The 17327-nt window shown below is 31.0% G+C and carries 21 protein-coding genes; 4 read left to right on the top strand and 17 right to left on the bottom strand.

Annotated features, from left to right (window positions below; all coding sequences use genetic code 11):
* The 4 genes from WBG30_RS07370 to WBG30_RS07385 all read left to right on the top strand — a co-directional run.
* On the top strand, nucleotides 1-672 hold a 672-nt coding region (locus WBG30_RS07370), incomplete at its 5' end, for a DUF4097 family beta strand repeat-containing protein (RefSeq protein ID WP_424503996.1).
* A gap of 36 nt (nucleotides 673-708) precedes the next feature.
* On the top strand, nucleotides 709-1431 hold the full coding sequence (locus WBG30_RS07375) for a lysostaphin resistance A-like protein (RefSeq protein ID WP_424503997.1): 723 nt from the start codon (nucleotides 709-711) through the stop codon (nucleotides 1429-1431).
* Nucleotides 1432-1511: 80 nt separating this feature from the next.
* A complete protein-coding gene (locus WBG30_RS07380; RefSeq protein WP_424503998.1) occupies nucleotides 1512-2519 on the top strand; it encodes a hypothetical protein in 1008 nt (335 codons plus the stop codon).
* A 131-nt stretch (nucleotides 2520-2650) separates the two neighbouring features.
* Nucleotides 2651-3307 (top strand): hypothetical protein, encoded by a 657-nt coding sequence (locus tag WBG30_RS07385; protein WP_424503999.1) that lies wholly within the window; start codon nucleotides 2651-2653, stop codon nucleotides 3305-3307.
* Nucleotides 3308-3437: 130 nt separating this feature from the next.
* Here WBG30_RS07385 and atpC read toward each other — a convergent pair whose 3' ends face one another.
* From atpC to rimI, 17 genes are all read right to left on the bottom strand, one after another.
* The gene (atpC, locus tag WBG30_RS07390; RefSeq protein ID WP_424504000.1) at nucleotides 3438-3839 is read right to left on the bottom strand and encodes an ATP synthase F1 subunit epsilon; all 402 of its coding nucleotides are present in this window, start codon (nucleotides 3837-3839) and stop codon (nucleotides 3438-3440) included.
* Between the two features lie 3 nt (nucleotides 3840-3842).
* Nucleotides 3843-5243, bottom strand: coding sequence for a F0F1 ATP synthase subunit beta (gene atpD, locus WBG30_RS07395; RefSeq protein ID WP_424504001.1), 1401 nt, complete (start codon nucleotides 5241-5243; stop codon nucleotides 3843-3845).
* Between the two features lie 21 nt (nucleotides 5244-5264).
* Nucleotides 5265-6119, bottom strand: coding sequence for an ATP synthase F1 subunit gamma (gene atpG / locus WBG30_RS07400; RefSeq protein ID WP_424504002.1), 855 nt, complete (start codon nucleotides 6117-6119; stop codon nucleotides 5265-5267).
* A 13-nt stretch (nucleotides 6120-6132) separates the two neighbouring features.
* Nucleotides 6133-7635 carry a F0F1 ATP synthase subunit alpha gene (gene atpA / locus WBG30_RS07405; protein WP_424504003.1) on the bottom strand — a complete coding sequence of 501 codons (1503 nt, stop codon included), beginning with the start codon at nucleotides 7633-7635 and terminating at the stop codon, nucleotides 6133-6135.
* 18 nt (nucleotides 7636-7653) lie between these two features.
* Nucleotides 7654-8178: an ATP synthase F1 subunit delta gene (gene atpH, locus WBG30_RS07410; RefSeq protein ID WP_424504004.1), complete on the bottom strand. Its 525-nt coding sequence runs from the start codon at nucleotides 8176-8178 to the stop codon at nucleotides 7654-7656.
* On the bottom strand, nucleotides 8175-8681 hold the full coding sequence (gene atpF / locus WBG30_RS07415) for a F0F1 ATP synthase subunit B (RefSeq protein WP_424504005.1): 507 nt from the start codon (nucleotides 8679-8681) through the stop codon (nucleotides 8175-8177). Before atpF ends, atpH begins: the two co-directional genes overlap by 4 nt.
* A gap of 60 nt (nucleotides 8682-8741) precedes the next feature.
* Nucleotides 8742-9011, bottom strand: coding sequence for an ATP synthase F0 subunit C (gene atpE / locus WBG30_RS07420; protein WP_028855184.1), 270 nt, complete (start codon nucleotides 9009-9011; stop codon nucleotides 8742-8744).
* A gap of 47 nt (nucleotides 9012-9058) precedes the next feature.
* Nucleotides 9059-9847, bottom strand: coding sequence for a F0F1 ATP synthase subunit A (gene atpB, locus WBG30_RS07425; protein WP_424504015.1), 789 nt, complete (start codon nucleotides 9845-9847; stop codon nucleotides 9059-9061).
* 113 nt (nucleotides 9848-9960) lie between these two features.
* On the bottom strand, nucleotides 9961-10338 hold the full coding sequence (locus WBG30_RS07430; protein WP_424504006.1) for an ATP synthase subunit I: 378 nt from the start codon (nucleotides 10336-10338) through the stop codon (nucleotides 9961-9963).
* Nucleotides 10339-10438: 100 nt separating this feature from the next.
* On the bottom strand, nucleotides 10439-10648 hold the full coding sequence (locus WBG30_RS07435) for an AtpZ/AtpI family protein (RefSeq protein ID WP_424504007.1): 210 nt from the start codon (nucleotides 10646-10648) through the stop codon (nucleotides 10439-10441).
* Nucleotides 10649-10959: 311 nt separating this feature from the next.
* Nucleotides 10960-12105: an MFS transporter gene (locus tag WBG30_RS07440; protein WP_424504008.1), complete on the bottom strand. Its 1146-nt coding sequence runs from the start codon at nucleotides 12103-12105 to the stop codon at nucleotides 10960-10962.
* A gap of 46 nt (nucleotides 12106-12151) precedes the next feature.
* Nucleotides 12152-12877 (bottom strand): class I SAM-dependent DNA methyltransferase, encoded by a 726-nt coding sequence (locus WBG30_RS07445; protein ID WP_424504009.1) that lies wholly within the window; start codon nucleotides 12875-12877, stop codon nucleotides 12152-12154.
* A 70-nt stretch (nucleotides 12878-12947) separates the two neighbouring features.
* On the bottom strand, nucleotides 12948-14312 hold the full coding sequence (glmM, locus tag WBG30_RS07450) for a phosphoglucosamine mutase (RefSeq protein WP_424504010.1): 1365 nt from the start codon (nucleotides 14310-14312) through the stop codon (nucleotides 12948-12950).
* Between the two features lie 77 nt (nucleotides 14313-14389).
* On the bottom strand, nucleotides 14390-14917 hold the full coding sequence (locus WBG30_RS07455) for a Gx transporter family protein (protein WP_424504011.1): 528 nt from the start codon (nucleotides 14915-14917) through the stop codon (nucleotides 14390-14392).
* A gap of 2 nt (nucleotides 14918-14919) precedes the next feature.
* Nucleotides 14920-16362 (bottom strand): adenylosuccinate lyase, encoded by a 1443-nt coding sequence (gene purB, locus WBG30_RS07460; protein WP_424504012.1) that lies wholly within the window; start codon nucleotides 16360-16362, stop codon nucleotides 14920-14922.
* A 13-nt stretch (nucleotides 16363-16375) separates the two neighbouring features.
* Nucleotides 16376-16819, bottom strand: a complete 444-nt coding sequence (locus WBG30_RS07465; RefSeq protein WP_424504013.1) for a hypothetical protein — start codon at nucleotides 16817-16819, stop codon at nucleotides 16376-16378.
* A gap of 108 nt (nucleotides 16820-16927) precedes the next feature.
* Nucleotides 16928-17327: ribosomal protein S18-alanine N-acetyltransferase (gene rimI / locus WBG30_RS07470; protein WP_424504014.1), on the bottom strand; the 400-nt coding region annotated here is incomplete at its 5' end.

Below are 17327 nucleotides of genomic sequence, written 5' to 3' on the forward strand. Positions count from 1 at the left end.
GAAAAACAAATAAAATCAAAAGAATTAGAGATTTCGGTCCTGCCACCACGTAGTATTTTACCATTCTCTTTCTTTTCTAAAGATGAAGATACATCTATTGTAGTCAAAGTACCAAAAACCTTTAACAAGAAATTATCTGTCTCATCTAGAAATGGTTCTATAACCGCTTCTGATTTAATTTTAAATTCTAACTTTAGAACACGTAACGGCAGTATTAATATCTCTAACATTAAAGGTAACTCTAATATTAATTCTAGAAATGGAGAAATTTATATCAATAATATTGATGGAAATGTAGACGGTAAAACTCGAAATGGTCATATTACAGTTATTAACTCTAATGGATATGTTAGTTTAAAAACTCATAATGGTTCTATCGACCTTATAAACGCCTCATCCATTAAAACTCTTGAGACTCATAATGGTCATATTAATGCAAACTCTAAAATTATTTTGAAGAATGGAAAAATTAAAACATCCAATGGAAGTCTTATACTTAATATCGATAAATTAGAAGGAAATAATGAAATTTCTACTTCTAGAGGTCATATAACTCTAATAACTAAAGATGGAGAATTTAATACCAACTCCATTTCTGAAGATGAATTTAAAGACATATCTAAGAATATAACTATCGAAGGAGACAAAATAAATATTATTATCAAGAAATAATTTTTCTTCAACACTAAAGATAAACAGGAGAAACAAATGAAAAAAATATTTGGTTACACATTATTAAGCATCTTTTCTATTGTTATATTTCTAGCATTAGTAATACCATTAAATTCTTTGAGAAGTATTGAGGGGATAAAAGATTATTTTATTATAATTGCACCTATTTATTCAATTATTTTTTTTACTCTACTTAATTTTTTATACTCAAAAATTTTCTTTAGATTTGGAGTGAAAAATAAAATTTTTCTTTTTAAGACAAAGCCACTGCTAACAATTTTTTTAACAATTATAATATTTTCCATAGTTTACTATGTTCTTTTGTTAGTACTTAATATAGATTATCATTTAAATTCTAAAAATCTTGCTAGTTTACTACCTGGCCTTCAAGCACCTTTATTAGAGGAAATAATTTTTAGAGGCTACCTTTTACATACATTTATAGAAACAAAATGTAATAAATATTTATCTCTAATAATTGTCTCTCTTATTTTTGGGGCACTTCACATGATTAATTATTTTTTAGGTGATCCTATAAGTTTAAGCTATATATTAGGAGTAGCTGCAGGAGGAATATTACTAGGGTCTATATATATTAGATTTGGTCTGTGGATTTCAATTATCGTTCATTATCTTTGGAATAGTTCTAATTCTTTATTTTTAAAAGCTAATGATTTAGAAACTAATGTAGAAGTACATATAATTCTAATAATAATTTCTGTTTGCATTTTATTAATTAGAAAGAAAAAAACAAAATAACATATAGGGTTATACTTTAATTATAATAAAAGGAGGTGGTATGACAAAATACCTATATATTTTTGTCATGCAATAGTATTATGAAAAGATTTTTAAGTATCATCGGATTAATTGGTTTATTTGCTTTTAGTAATAATCTATATGCTGTTAAAGTAATTAACTTTAAGCATAATTTTGAAAACTTTTGGGATGAAGCAAAAGGGAAAGATTTTATAGAACAAGAAAAAAGTTGGAACAAAAATATTGAATCTATAGATCCAGTTTTTTATGATTTTTTTGTCTGGGGAAAAGAACACAGTTCTACATGGAAAGAAAATAGAAAAATAACTCTAAAAGAATTATTTTCCATGTATTCTGAAATAGATATGGATCAATACTTAAAAACATACGATGAATATGAAAAAACTATTACAGGGGTTTTGAAAAAATATGATAATAGAGCTCCAGACTATAAAGCTAATATAACTATAATGATAGCTCCTGGTATAACATGGGGTGGAAGTTATGCTAAAATTTCTAAAAATAACAAAGAGTACCTTGGTTTAGGAATTGATAAATATTTTGAATTTTTTTTACAAGGAAAATCGTTACCAATAGAACCACTTACCATACACGAAATGTTTCACCATTACCATTTTACTATAAGAGGACATAAAATCAGTAAATCTTTTGATAATTATTTGAAAAATGGAAAACTATTTTGGCAATTATGGGATGAAGGTATGGCTGTTTGGGGAACGGGATATATTGGCGAAAATGAAAATTTCGATTATATTTTATTAGGTAATAAAGGTCTCTATGATCCTACACAAAATAACTACTATGCAAAATTATTCTTAAAAGATTTAAATAATCCTGCAATAGATCTAAAAAAACCTATTAACTACAAAAAATGGTTTGGAAGTAATGTAAAAAATAACCCTTTAGGGGAAAAAACTCCTCCAATGATTGGATATTATTTAGGATGGGTTGTAATAAAAGGAATTGAAGCTCAAGGAATTAAGAGAGAAGAATTTATGAATTGGGACTACGAAGAAGCTAAACCACATATAATAGAACAGTTAAAAATAATTAGTCAAAATAAATAATTATGTCTTTAACACCACAATTGTATTATTTGATTATAAGGACAAATCTTAATGATATTCTTACTATAAATATCCAAATAAGATTCATCTTATATAGATGTAACAATACTTAGCAGCATTAGGAGGAATTCATGAAAATTTTAATTGGTTTAAAAACAAAAATATTTATTGGAATTTTAGTTTTATTTATAGGAACTTTTTCAATAGCTTATAGGTATAACCGAACAGTTCAAATTATTACACTAGTTCTAGTACATAACTATATCTATCCTTCTACAAAATTTAGAGTAGATGGAGATAAATTATATATGACAGGTTTAATTTCAAGTTTGACACCTGGTCAACTAAAAAAATTAATCGATGAGAATCCAGAAATTAAAACAATTGTTTTAGAGCATATAGATGGTTCATTAGATGATGCCTCTAATTTTCCCATGGGAAAATATGTTAGGGAAAAAGGATTAAATACTTATTTAAATAGTGATAGTGAAGTATCCTCAGGAGGAACCGACTTTTTCTTAAGTGGTGTTAACAGAACTATAGAAGAGGGAGCTTATCTAGGAGTTCACTCATGGGAAGGTATGGGTGACGGTGATCCTATTGAAGCTAAAGATATTCCAAAAGAAGACCCACAGCATCGAGCTAATGCTGAATATATTAACTATATGTTAGGAAGTGAAGATTTTTACTGGTATACAATCTACGCTGCTCCTGCTGATGGAATGCATCAAATGACCAAAGATGAAATATTAAAATATAAAGTAGCTACAAAAATCATAAAAAATTAGATAAAAAAGGTTTTCTAATAGAAATAGAAAACCTTTTTTATAGCTTATTCTCTTAAATAATAGTCAAGCTAAAAAATTGATTATATAGAAAAGGAAAGATACCATGGTATCTTTCCTTTTCAACTTGAACTTATTTACCTTCTACCATTCCTACTTTAGTTAAAGCTGACTCTAGAGCTTTTTGCGTTACTGCAATGTCTCTATCCTCTTTTAATTTAGCTAACTTTTGCTTAGCTAATTCTGCTTCTTTTCTAGCTACTTCCACATCAATATCATTGATATTGATTGCTTCGTCAGCTAGTACTAAAGTTCTGTCTTTAGAAACTTCTAAAAAACCACCAGCTACAAAGAATCTCTCTTCGCCAGCATCAGTTTTTATTTTCATCTCTCCAACAGCTAATTCTGCAACTAGGGGAGCATGTTTTGCTAATATCCCCATGTCACCTTCAGAAGTTCTAAGAATTACCCTTTCAACTTCCATTTCTAATACTTTTTTCAGAGGAGTTATAACTTCTAATTTAAAAGTCGCCATATCTTATTCCCCCTTCATTAAGTCTCTTCCTTTTGCGATAGCTTCTTCTATAGTACCTACATATAAGAAAGCTTGCTCAGGTAAGTCATCATGTACTCCATCTAAGATCTCTTTAAATCCTTTAATAGTATCTTTTACAGGTACATATTTACCAGACATTCCAGTAAATTGTTCTGCTACAGCAAATGGTTGAGAGAAGAATCTTTCGATTTTTCTAGCTCTACTAACTGCTAATTTATCTTCATCAGATAATTCATCCATTCCTAAGATTGCGATGATATCTTGAAGTTCTTTATATCTTTGTAATACTTCTTGTACGTCTCTAGCTGCTTTATAGTGTTCATGACCTACGATTTGTGGATCAAGTACTCTAGATGTAGAATCTAATGGGTCTACCGCTGGGTAGATTCCTAATGATGCGATTCTTCTAGATAAAACTGTTGTTGCATCTAGATGGGCAAATGTAGTTGCTGGAGCTGGGTCAGTAAGGTCATCAGCAGGTACGTATACCGCTTGAACCGAAGTGATAGATCCAGTTTTTGTAGATGTGATTCTCTCTTGAAGAGTTCCCATCTCACTTGCTAAGTTTGGTTGGTATCCAACGGCAGAAGGCATTCTTCCTAATAATGCTGATACCTCTGATCCTGCTTGAGTAAATCTAAAGATATTATCGATAAAGAATAGTACGTCTTGACCTTCCTTATCTCTAAAATGCTCAGCTACTGTAAGACCAGTTAATGCAACCCTTTGTCTTGCACCAGGTGGTTCGTTCATTTGACCATAAACTAATGAAGTTTTATCTAAAACTCCTGATTCAGTCATTTCGTCAAATAAGTCTCTACCTTCTCTTGTTCTTTCTCCTACTCCTGCGAATACAGAAAGTCCTCCATGTCCCTTAGCAATGTTATTGATAAGTTCCATGATAAGTACAGTTTTTCCTACTCCTGCTCCACCAAATAAACCAATTTTTCCACCTTTTAAATATGGTGCTAATAAGTCTACTACTTTGATTCCAGTCTCAAGAATTTCTACTCCTGTTCCTTGTTCTTCAAAGCTTGGTGCATCTCTATGTATAGGAGCTGTCTCTTCAGCGTTAACTGGTCCAGCTTCATCGATTGGCTCACCTAATACGTTTAAGATTCTACCTAATACTGCTCTTCCTACTGGAATAGTTATAGCTGCTCCAGTATCTGTTACCTTCATTCCCCTTTGTAAACCATCGGTTCCGTCCATTGCAACAGCTCTTACAACATTGTTTCCTAAATGTTGTTGAACTTCTGCAACTAGAATTCTACCGTCTTCTAACTCTATCTTGATAGCGTTATAGATTTTTGGTAAATCTCCTGGGAACTTTACGTCTACTACAGGTCCTATTATCTGTATAAGAGTTCCTTTATTTTCCAAAGTTCTCCTCCTCTATTATTATTATTGCTGTGCCAGTGATCCACTTACGATTTCCGCAATTTCTTGCGTTATAGCAGCTTGTCTAGCTCTGTTAAATTGTAGAGTTAAACCGTCTACTAATTCTTCGGCATTGTCTGTTGCACTTTTCATGGCAGTTTTTCTAGCTGCATGCTCACTTGCTGTATTATCTAATATAGCTTGATATAATACTATATTTAGATATTTTGGCAACAATGTCGATAATATATACTCTGCTGATGGTTCAAAAATATACGGTTCATTAGATTCACTCTCTACTTTTTCAATAGGAATAAGTCTTTTAGTCGTAAGGTCTGAAGTTACAGCTGAGACAAATTTTGAATATATAATATAAACTTCATCAAATATATCTTCTAAATAAAAATCAACAATATTTTCACTGATTTCTTTGGCTTTATCAAACATACTTTCTGGAATTAACTGAATATATTCACCTTTTAAATCATAATCTCTTTTTTTACAATAATCTCTACCTTTTTTACCCACGGCAATTATTGAAACTTTCTTATCTGGATTTTCTGCTTTTAGTCTTTCTAGAGCTTTATTTGCTTGAGAATTAAATCCTCCACAAAGTCCTCTGTCAGAAGTCATAAGTACAACTCCTATCTTCTTAACTTCAGCTTTTCCATCAAACAAAGAATTTTTCTCATTCTTTATACCAGTTGCAATATTACTTAATATTCCATCCATGGCTTCTGAATAAGGTCTTGATTCTCCTACTAATTTAGAATATCTCTTAAATTTAGTAGAAGAAACAACTTCCATTGCCTTAGTTATTTTATGGGTAGATTGTACTCCTTTGATCCTGCTCTTTATTTCTTTAATATTCGCAGCCACAATCTCACCTCACTTAACTAAAATTTACTTTAAATTCCGATATAGCCTTATCTATCTTAGCTTCTAAATCTTTATCTAAAGCTTGCTTTTCTGCTATTTCATCTAAAACAGTAGAATTATTTCTTAAATCAGCTATTAAATCACTTTCAAATCTACCGATATCTTCTAATGCAACTGAATCAAAATGACCCTTAGTTACAGAATAGAATGAGATTACTTGCTCTTCTACTTTATATGGTCTATATTGAGCCTGCTTTAACATTGCCATGATTCTATGTCCTCTTTCTAACTGAGCTTTAGTTGCCTTATCAAGGTCAGAACCAAATTGTGAGAAAGATAATACTTCAGCGTACTGAGATAACTCTAATTTAACTTTTGAAGCTACTTGCTTCATAGCTTTAATTTGAGCCGCTCCTCCAACTCTTGATACAGATATTCCTGCGTCAACTGCTGGTCTTTGTCCTGCATTAAATAGGTCAGTAGTTAAGAATATTTGCCCATCTGTAATCGAAATTACGTTTGTTGGGATATATGCTGCTACGTCTCCAGCTTGAGTTTCGATGATTGGTAATGCAGTGATTGAACCGCCACCCATTGCATCTGATAACTTAGCCGCTCTCTCTAATAATCTACTATGTAGATAGAAAACGTCTCCAGGATATGCTTCTCTACCTGGTGGTCTTTTTAATAGTAACGACATTTCTCTGTAGGCGATGGCATGTTTAGTAAGATCATCATAGATGATTAAAACGTGCTCTCCTTTTTCTGAGAAATATTCTGCCATTGCTACGCCAGAATATGGTGCAATATATTGTAATGAAGCTGCTTCAGATGCTGTTGCTGCTACTACGATAGTATTATCCATAGCTCCTGCATCCTCTAACTTTTTAACTATATTTACTACAGTCGATCTTTTTTGACCAATTGCTACGTAAACACACTTAACTCCAGTACCTTTTTGATTTATAATTGTATCGATAGCTACTGCTGTTTTACCAGTTTGTCTATCTCCGATTATAAGTTCTCTTTGTCCTCTACCAATTGGAACCATTCCGTCTATTGACTTGATTCCAGTTTGCATTGGCTCATGTACAGGTTTTCTTTGAATGATACCTGTAGCTTTTCTTTCTATATTCATTCTAGATTCAGCTTTTATTTCGCCTTTACCATCTATTGGGTCTCCTAGTGCATTTACTACTCTTCCTAATAACGCCTCTCCTACTGGAACAGATGCTATTTCTCCTGTAGCTCTTACTTCATCCCCTTCTTTAACTGAAGTTGGGTCTCCTAAAAGTACCGCACCTACGTTATTTTCCTCAAGGTTTTGAACCATTCCTCTTACACCATTTGGAAATTCTAATAATTCTCCGGCTTTTGCATTGCTTAAACCGTATATTCTAGCAATTCCGTCTCCAACTTCCACTACAGAACCTGAAGTTTTTATATCTAAAGATTTTTTATAATTTTCGATCTCAGTTCTTATTATAGAACTGATCTCTTCCGGTCTAATTTTCAACTAGTACACCTCCTACCACTATTTTTTCCATAAAGTTTCTAGTTGCCTCTTGATACTACCGTCTGTAATTTCGTCCCCAATTTTAAGGATTCCACCTGCGATAATAGAGCTGTCTATCTTTACAGTTAAGTTTATTTTTTTACCTGTTTTTGCTTCTAATTTTTTAATTAGATTTTCTTTTTGTGCTTCACTAGGTTCTAACGCAAAGGTAGCTTCTACATCTACTATTTGATTTTTCTCATAATAGATCTTTAAAAACTCTGCTACGATAGATTTAATGTCTAATAGTCTATCTTTATCAACCAAGTAATCTACTATATCCATCTCAATTTCATCAAAGTTAGGAAATACTTTTTTTACAAAGGTTTTCTTATCTTCTTTTGAAATAAGTGGATGAGCTACTAAATTTTTAAACTCTAAATTTTCTAAATATGCTTCCATAATAGAATTAAGAGTATCATAGACTTCAGTTACTTTATTTTCTCCTGCGGCAATATCATAGATTGCTACAGCATATCTTTTTCCTACTTTAGCTCCTATCATTTAGTATCCCCTACCTCATCAATGAATTGGTCTAGTAAGTTTCCTCCTAGTTCTTTGTTCATCTTCTCATTGATCATTTTTTCAGCTAATGTCGCTGCTAACTTAGTAGCTTCAACTTGTAATTCTTTTGTAGCTTGAGATTTCATTTTAGCGATATCTGCTTCTGCAGTTGCTATCATCTTTTCTCTCGCAGCATTTGTTTCTTTAAGAATAAGTTCTTTTCTTTCTTCAGCCTTTTTTTCCGCTACAGTTATTATCTTGTTAGCTTCTAATTTTGCTGCTTTTCTTGTCATAGCTGCTTCTTCATTTAAGCTAGCTGCTAATTCTCTATCCTTTTTAGCATGAGTTAATTCTCCTGCTATTTTTTCTCTTCTTGTCTCTAAAAAATCATTCAATGGCTTATGAAAATATTTTTTGAAAACAAAAATAAGTATAACAAAGTTTATTATTTGCCAAAATAGATTAATATCTATACCTACTGCTGGCATGATTGTCTCGTTCAAACTAACTACCTCCTCTCTTAGAAATTTAATCTAAAACCTATCTATTAGATTTAAGTTAGTTTATCCTAATAATCCGATGAATGGATTTGCGTATAATAATATTAAAGCGATTACTAATGAGTAGATACCAGTTGATTCTGATATTGCTTGTCCCATTACCATTGTAGAGATGATATCTCCTTTTGCTTCTGGTTGTCTTGCTACAGATTCTACTGCTTTACCTGCTGCATAACCTTCTCCTATTCCTGGCCCTAATCCTGCGATCATTGCTAACCCAGCACCTAAAGCAGACGCTGCTAATATTATTGTTTTTGCTGTCATCATATCCATAATTTTTTTACCTCCTGAAATTTTTTATAAATAATTTTTGTTATTGCTTAGTTTTCTGTTGCCATAGATCCTTGAATATATACCATTGTTAACATGGTAAATACGAAACTTTGTACTAGACCTTGAAATAGATCAAAGTATAGATGTAATGGTGCTGGTAATACTGCTGGTGCTGCCATATATAACAGTCCCATGATAACCATTCCTGCAAATGCATTTCCAAACAAACGCATAGATATATTAGTTGGTTTAGCTAATTCTCCGATTATATTCATCGGTAACATAACTGGTGTTGGATCACATAATCCTCCTACATATCCTTTTATACCATTTTCTTTAATCGCAACATATATAAACATAAATGTCGTAATAAGTGCTAATCCTAACGTTGTGTTGATGTCTGCCGATGGAGATCTAAGTAATGGTGAGATTACAAATTGTCCATTTGCTGTACTAAATCCTGGAATTGGAAAAAATGATGTAATATTCGATATAGCTATAAAACTTATTAAAGCTGATATATAAACTACAAATTCCTTTCCTCTTTTACCAAACATTTGTGTTACTAAACTATTATATACATCATATAACGTTTCAAAAAATGCTTGTTTTTTCCCTGGTATCATCTCAAGATTTTTTAATCCCCAATTGAAAAATAGGAAAAATAAAGCTATCAAAGCCCATGTTGTTACAACTGTGATTGTTACTGGAATCCCATATCCTCCATTTGCCATTTCCATAGCGAACGAAAAATTATGAGGAGTCGGTATAAAAAATACTACCTTCGGTCCTTCAACTAGTGGTGGCGTGATAACGCTTACAGCTCCAGCTTTCACAGCAACTTTTAATACAAAGTTTATAACTACTGCTACGACTATTGCTACCCCTGCAAAGACTTTAAAACTCATTGGTTTCTTACTCATAGTAAAACTACCCTCCTTTCATGAAGTTAATTTTTTAATCTGTGTTTCAATTTATTTATAAATCCATTAACACCAAATAATAATATGTTGAACTTAACATTTAAAAGTCCCATTCCTCCCATTACAATACCACTAAATCCTAAAAACTTAGCCATTAAGTATAGAAATATTCCATATATAAAATACCTTTTAGTATATCCTAATATTGTTAATTTGTTAGCGTTTGAACTATGTACCGAAACTTCTGCATCCCTTATGGTCATATATAGAGTCAAAAGTGAAACTAATGATCCACCAAAAATAGCCAATAGCACTAATTTATCCCAACTTACTATCCCATATATAAGTATCAATGCCGATGTTAATACACTGTTTCTTATCAGTATTTTCAATTCTTTTCCCATAGTTATACCTCATTTTTTATTTATTTCCACTTTATAAATTTACTCTATTTTCTGCTATAAAGTCAACCTTTTATAGGTTTAAGCCAAACTTAAAATAAAGTTATTTCTTTTTCATTATCAGGCGATAAGCATTATAAAATCCACCTATTACACCTAATATAATAAAAAAAATAAATAAAAATATATTTTCACCTATAAATTTTGCAACTACTTTATAGATAAAAATACATATCAGAATACTAAATATTATAGTTAATCCCAATTGAGTCAGTAAAGATAAGTAATAAAATATGTCATTCTTAATAGCCATATACATACCCTCCCGCTGAGATTTCCATACAAATACTTTACTACCTGCTGGTCGGTTGTGTCAAGGGGTATATAATAAAACCGTCCTTGATATCATAATACATTAGTATTGGTTTTTAATTTGAAATATTAATTTTTCATTAAAATAATACTATTTTTTACTTTTATATCCGTTTTTATTACATTAATTGACTATACAATTTTATAAAGTTATTAAATTCACTAAGAATTCTATCATACCAAGCGTTAAATGTAAACATTTTTACTCTCTGATTTCTTTTTTTTAGGCTCCTTGTCCTTAAAATTCAGTAACTATATCCTCCTAAATTTTAAGAAAAGCGAGATAGATAACATCAATATAGTCGTTATTATTCCCATCCCCATAGTTAACGCCACATTAAAATGACCACTTACCCATCCAGAAATCGGAGAATACATTATCCCTCCTACAGATCCAGATGTCATTATAAACGTCATCAAACTAGGGCTTATATTTTTCCTTCCCTCAGTTCCTAAGGCTACGATAGATGGATATAAACTTGAAAATCCAAATCCCAAAAGGCCTACAAATATATAGATTATCCAAATCCCTTGAACAAATATTAAAATAAAGTATGATATAAAAGCTATCCCTAATAAAGTTATCACCATATTTATAACACTAAATTTATGCCCTAATTTACCCGCTATCAATCTTCCTACTGCTATAAATAACCAAAATATAGAAAGTGAGATCTTTGCTTCTCCTCCATAGGCTCCTTTAGTTATCATATACTCTACTATCCAATACGAAAATATCATTTCTGTAAAAACATATAAAAAAAGCATTGCTGCCGATAAATATACTTTTAAATCCCAGATAACTGACTGAGATGAATTTTCTTCATCTTCTCCATGGATAATATTACTAAAATTTGTTTTCAAAGCCAAGAAAATAATTACACCTACCAAAGTTAAAAGAGTCATATATACCTTATCCCAACTTAGATTAATCCCAATCAATGCCGCTGCTATTATAGGAGTTACTACGGCACTTATCGAATAGGAAAAATGTAAAAAATTAAGTTTACCATTTCTATCTTCACTAAACGTATTTATAATCAAATAACTCCCCAAAGATATATATACCCCTATCCCAAAACCAGATAATATTAATCCCGTCATAAATATATTTACATTTTTTGTTAAAATCATAAAAAATGTTCCAACCAATATAAATATACTAGATAAAATAACTTCTAATTTCAATGGAACTCTCTCTAAAAATACTTTATTGGCAATCACTGTGATCATACTTGCTGTTGAAAATACTGTAAATAAATATTGCAGTTTCGATGTAGTTATTCCAAAACTTTCTGCCATCTCTAATTTCAAAGATCCTTGGGATAAAAAAGCTATTCCCATATATCCAAACATGATATACGATATCATCATGATATTTTTTCTATTTTTATCCATTTCTTCTCCCTTTTTTTCTCCCTGATCTTTTTGACACGGAGATTCTTTAATTCTTTAATTTTTTAAGTGTAAAAAATATTCTTTCCCCTGCTAATTCAAAATTTTCTTCCACTTCTAAAACTTCAAATCCTGCCTCTTTAGCAGTAATCATTATCTCATTTACAGTAAATATCTTCTTTACATATTCCTCTGTTATTTTTTTAAACATACCATTTTTTTGTTTTACAAAAAAAGTAGTATCTACATAGTCTATTCCTTCCTCTATGTCTTCTTCGTGTTCCCAGATTATCATTATATCTTCCCTATCATCTATAAAGTTTCCTCCAGGAAACATCTCATCCATAAGCTCTCTCGTAACTACATCAAATATATATATTCCATCTTCATTTAAGTTTTTCCATACACTAGAAAAAGTTTCTTTTAACCCTTCCAAAGATATTAAATGATTTATTGTATCGAAAAGAGAGATAACGACATCATGTTTTTTATCTAATTTCAATTCCCTCATATCCTGTACATAAAATGATGCGGCATCTACCTTTCTATTGGCTATTTCTACCATTTCTTTAGAAAGATCAACACCCGTCATCTCATAATCAGAAATTAATCTGAGAAGAACTTCTCCTGTCCCACATCCTAAATCTAATATAGTTTTAGAAGAATTACCATGCCTCCTAATCTTTTCTTCAATGATATCTTTCCATCCATCATAATCTGCATATTCCATCATTATATCGTATACTTTGGAAAAATTTTTATACATATTCATCATCCTCTGTTTTTATTTTTTATGCCCTTATTAGATAAAAAGAGACCCTTATTAAGAACCTCTTTTCATTTAGTTATTTTAATTCTTTTTTTACTACTTCTGCTATCTCTGCTGCTACTGAATCTACTTGAGTTTTGTCTTTACCTTCTACCATTACCCTAACCAAAGGTTCTGTTCCGGAAGTTCTAACTAATACTCTTCCTAATCCATCCATCTCTTTTTCCTTCATCTTTATTATTTCTTTTATTGCAGTATTTTTATCCCAAGTATTCTTCTTAGAATTTTCTACCCTTACATTGATTAAAATTTGAGGCCAATCAACTATACCAGACACTAATTCATCTATAGATTTACCACAGTCACGAAGTGCTTCTACTAATTTTAGTGATACTAATATCCCGTCTCCTGTAGTATTGTAATCAGACATTATTATATGTCCTGATTGTTCTCCTCCAAGATTTAATCCTTGTTCCTTCATCTTAGCTATTACATATCTATCTCCTACGTTAGCTCTCACTAAAGTAATTCCTTTATTTTCAAGATATTTTTCAAAGCCCATATTACTCATGACAGTAGTCACTACCTTGTTGTTATTTAACTCATCTTTTTCCTTTAAATTTAAAGCTAATATGGATATGATCTTGTCTCCATCTATTATATTTCCAAATTTATCTACTGCCATCAATCTGTCAGCATCTCCATCGTATGCTAGTCCTAAATCTGCATTATATCCAACTACTACTTTCGCTAAAATTTCTGGGTGTGTAGATCCACATTTTACATTTATATTAGTTCCATTAGGTAGATCATTTATAGAGACTATCTCTGCTCCTAACCTTGAAAATATTGATCTAGCTAATTTAAATGCTGCTCCATTAGCTGAATCTAAGATTATTTTCATCCCTGAAAAATCTCCCTTTACAGTAGATAATAAAAAGTCTCGATATAAGAAATAGTTGTCATCTTCCATATGAACTTTTCCTACTTTATCTCCTGCTACACATTCTTTTGAGATCTCTTCATAGTTGTCCATTAAACCTTCTAATTCTAACTCTATTTCATCCGGTAATTTCGTACCGTTACTTCTAAATATTTTTATTCCATTATCCTTAGCCGGATTATGAGAAGCCGATATCATTATTCCTGCGTCAGCTGATTTCACTTGAGTAAGATATGCAATACCAGGAGTTGGTAAAACTCCTACATAGGTAATATGAACACCCATTGAAGATAATCCAGCCATTAGAGCCGACCTTAACATATATCCAGATATTCTAGTATCACTCCCAATAACTACATCTATCTTCTTTTTACTAGGATTTTTTTTCTTTAAATAATAAGCCAGAGCATAGCCTAATCTCATAGCTATATCTACTGTTAACTCTCTGTTAGCTTCTCCTCTTATTCCATCTGTTCCAAAATATTTTCTTTTTTGCATCTTATCCCCCTGTATTTTATACTCCCACTTGCCTGTACGGGTAATTCATGAATTACCCCTCCATAAAAAATTAATTTCTACTTACTTCTACGTAATTTTAATCTACTGGCTATAACCCCTATAATTCCTCCAGATATTACTCCTACCCCTAAAAATATCATGACAAATATCAATATGGATCTCCCCATAATATCGACATTTCGAAATAGAAGAAAATATACCACTATCAATTGTACTATATTATGAGTAAGAGCCGAAAAAATACTGATTGCCACAAGACTTATATGATTTTTTAAACTATATAAAAAACACATGGCTCCTGTACTTATCACACCGGATACCAAACTTATAAAAAATCCAGGGGTAAATAAAGTTCCTATCATCATTCCTTGGATAAAAATTCTTAAAAATAAAACCTCAAAAGCCATCTTTTTTCCAAATTTTACTAAAACTATTATTGTCGCTAAGTTAGCTAACCCCAATTTCATCCATGGAAAGGGTTTTGGAATTATAGTTTCAAATAACGAAAAATAGAGAGCTAGTAGCACAAAGGCTACTAAATAAAGCTCTCTTTTTTTATTTTCGTTTTTTTTATTTCTTTTCACAACTATACTCTTAAGCCAGCTTCCATTCCAAGTAAGTTTTCATATTTTTTTATAATTGGATTAATCTCTTCCTCTATAAATTCCACTGTTTGTTGAGGAGCAAATCCGATAAAGTTTTTAGGATCTAATATTTTAACTAATTTTTCTTTATCTATATTAAAATATTCATCAGCTAAAATTCTTTCAATAAGGTCATTATCCTTACCTTCTATCTTAACTTGTTTTCCTGCTTCCATAGAGTGTTCTCTTATTCTTTCATGTAATTCCTGTCTATCTCCACCATTTTTTACCCCTTCCATGATGATATATTCAGTTGCCATAAATGGTAATTCAGACATAATTCTCTTTTCTATCATTTTTGGATACACTACCATCCCATCGAAGATATTTTGCATAATTACTAACATTGAATCTACTGCTAAAAATGCTTGTGGTACAGATAGTCTTTTATTTGCTGAATCGTCTAACGTTCTTTCAAACCATTGAGTAGCTGCTGTCATAGCGGTACTTTGCTGCATAGCTATTACGAATTTTGCTAATGATGATATTCTTTCACTTCTCATTGGGTTTCTCTTATAGGCCATAGCTGAAGATCCAATTTGTTTCTTTCCAAATGGCTCTTCTATCTCTTTTAAATGTTGTAATAATCTAATATCATTAGTTAATTTATGAGCAGTTTGAGCTATATTAGACAATAAATTTAATGTTTCTGAATCTATTTTTCTATCATAAGTTTGACCAGTTACCATAAATCTTCTGTCAAAACCTAATTTTTTAGAAACCATAATATCAAGCTGCTTTACCTTGTCATAATCTCCATTAAATAATTCTTCGAAACTAGCCTGAGTTCCAGTTGTCCCTTTCACTCCTCTAAATCTCATATTTTCCATTCTGAATTCTAACTCTTCGAAATCTAACATTAAACTTTGTAGCCATAATGTAGTTCTCTTTCCTACTGTAGTAAGTTGTGCGGCTTGGAAATGTGTAAATCCAAGGGTAGGGAGATCTTTATATTCCATTGCAAAATCAGACATGTTTTTAAATACATTTATAAATTTTTTCTTTAAGATTTCATATCCATCTTTTATTTGAATTAAATCAGTGTTATCTCCAACGTAAGCAGACGTTGCTCCTAAATGGATAATAGGTGCTGCCAAAGGTGCTTGCACGCCAAATGCATGTACATGAGCCATTACATCATGTCTTACCTCTAACTCTCTCTTAGCTGCAACATCATAGTTGATATCGTTAACATATTTTTTCATCTCTGCTATTTGTTCATCAGTTATATTTAATCCTAATTCTTTTTCTGACTCTGCCAAGGCAATCCAAAGTTTTCTCCAACTTGAAAATTTCTTATTCGGTGAAAAGTTTTCTAACATCTCTTTCGATCCATATCTCTCTACTAACGGGTTTGAATACACATTCATCATTATTCTCTTCATCTCCTAATATATTTTATCCACCACATTTTATGGTAGTTATTAAATCCTTTATATCTTCCTTTTTTTTATTCAAGTGATCCACGATCTTTTCAATATCTTCTGCTGATTTTATTGTCCAAGTTAAAGTTAGGGTATCTCCCTCTAAATTTTTAGGAACATCCACTGTTATTCCCTTAATTTTTATCGAATTTGTTAAATTTTTGACTTTATTCATAGCCTTACTCATAATGGGATTTCTATATTCTCTTATAATCTTTAAAAATTTCATTGTATCGTGCTTTCTGTTGTTATTTAACTCTATCTCCATTTTTTCTATAAATTCTAAAAAATTTATATTCTTTATATTTTTTAATTCCCTAAAAAAATCTCCTACCTCTTTTTCAGTAGAATATGAAAGGTGCAAATGTTTTTCTGCAAATTCTATTATGTCTTTGTCTTCTATAAATTTGTATTCCACTATCCCACCTCTAATTTAAAGTCTTTTCTTTTGTCACGAATTCACACTAATTAAAAACTATTTTCAATACATTGATACTAATAGCCGTTTAAACATTCCTTTTTCTATTTATTTAGAAAACAAATAAACTATGCCATCTTCCCCTGTATCGCCATAATAACCTTTTCGTATATTGATTTTTTCAAACCCTAAACCTTCATATAATTTAATAGCAGGGTCATTGGATACTCTAACTTCTAATATCAAGTTTTTATCTAAATCTTTCAAGACAAAAGATAGAAGTTTTTTCCCAAGTCCTTTTTTTCGATAATTAGGAGAGATTGCTATTTTTATAACTTCATATACATATATACTATCGAGGAGTATTATATAACCTGCTAGCCTATTTCTATTAAATATTCCAAGAAATTTGTAAGATGGATTCCCATACATATCAGCCAAAGTTGATATTCTATAACTATTTATAAAAGAAATATCCTCTATATCAAAAAGATCAATAAATACATTT

The organism is Psychrilyobacter sp. (assembly GCF_049671765.1).
GTDB lineage: Bacteria > Fusobacteriota > Fusobacteriia > Fusobacteriales > Fusobacteriaceae > Psychrilyobacter.

Bases quoted from the DNA above. Each gene is read 5' to 3' on its own strand.
- WBG30_RS07375 (WP_424503997.1), top strand. From the start codon at position 709: ATGAAAAAAATATTTGGTTACACATTATTAAGCATCTTTTCTATTGTT.
- WBG30_RS07380 (WP_424503998.1), top strand. From the start codon at position 1,512: ATGAAAAGATTTTTAAGTATCATCGGATTAATTGGTTTATTTGCTTTT.
- WBG30_RS07385 (WP_424503999.1), top strand. From the start codon at position 2,651: ATGAAAATTTTAATTGGTTTAAAAACAAAAATATTTATTGGAATTTTA.
- atpC (WP_424504000.1), bottom strand. From the start codon at position 3,839: ATGGCGACTTTTAAATTAGAAGTTATAACTCCTCTGAAAAAAGTATTA.
- atpH (WP_424504004.1), bottom strand. From the start codon at position 8,178: ATGATAGGAGCTAAAGTAGGAAAAAGATATGCTGTAGCAATCTATGAT.
- atpE (WP_028855184.1), bottom strand. From the start codon at position 9,011: ATGGATATGATGACAGCAAAAACAATAATATTAGCAGCGTCTGCTTTA.
- WBG30_RS07430 (WP_424504006.1), bottom strand. From the start codon at position 10,338: ATGGGAAAAGAATTGAAAATACTGATAAGAAACAGTGTATTAACATCG.
- WBG30_RS07435 (WP_424504007.1), bottom strand. From the start codon at position 10,648: ATGGCTATTAAGAATGACATATTTTATTACTTATCTTTACTGACTCAA.
- WBG30_RS07440 (WP_424504008.1), bottom strand. From the start codon at position 12,105: ATGGATAAAAATAGAAAAAATATCATGATGATATCGTATATCATGTTT.
- WBG30_RS07445 (WP_424504009.1), bottom strand. From the start codon at position 12,877: ATGATGAATATGTATAAAAATTTTTCCAAAGTATACGATATAATGATG.
- glmM (WP_424504010.1), bottom strand. From the start codon at position 14,312: ATGCAAAAAAGAAAATATTTTGGAACAGATGGAATAAGAGGAGAAGCT.
- purB (WP_424504012.1), bottom strand. From the start codon at position 16,362: ATGAAGAGAATAATGATGAATGTGTATTCAAACCCGTTAGTAGAGAGA.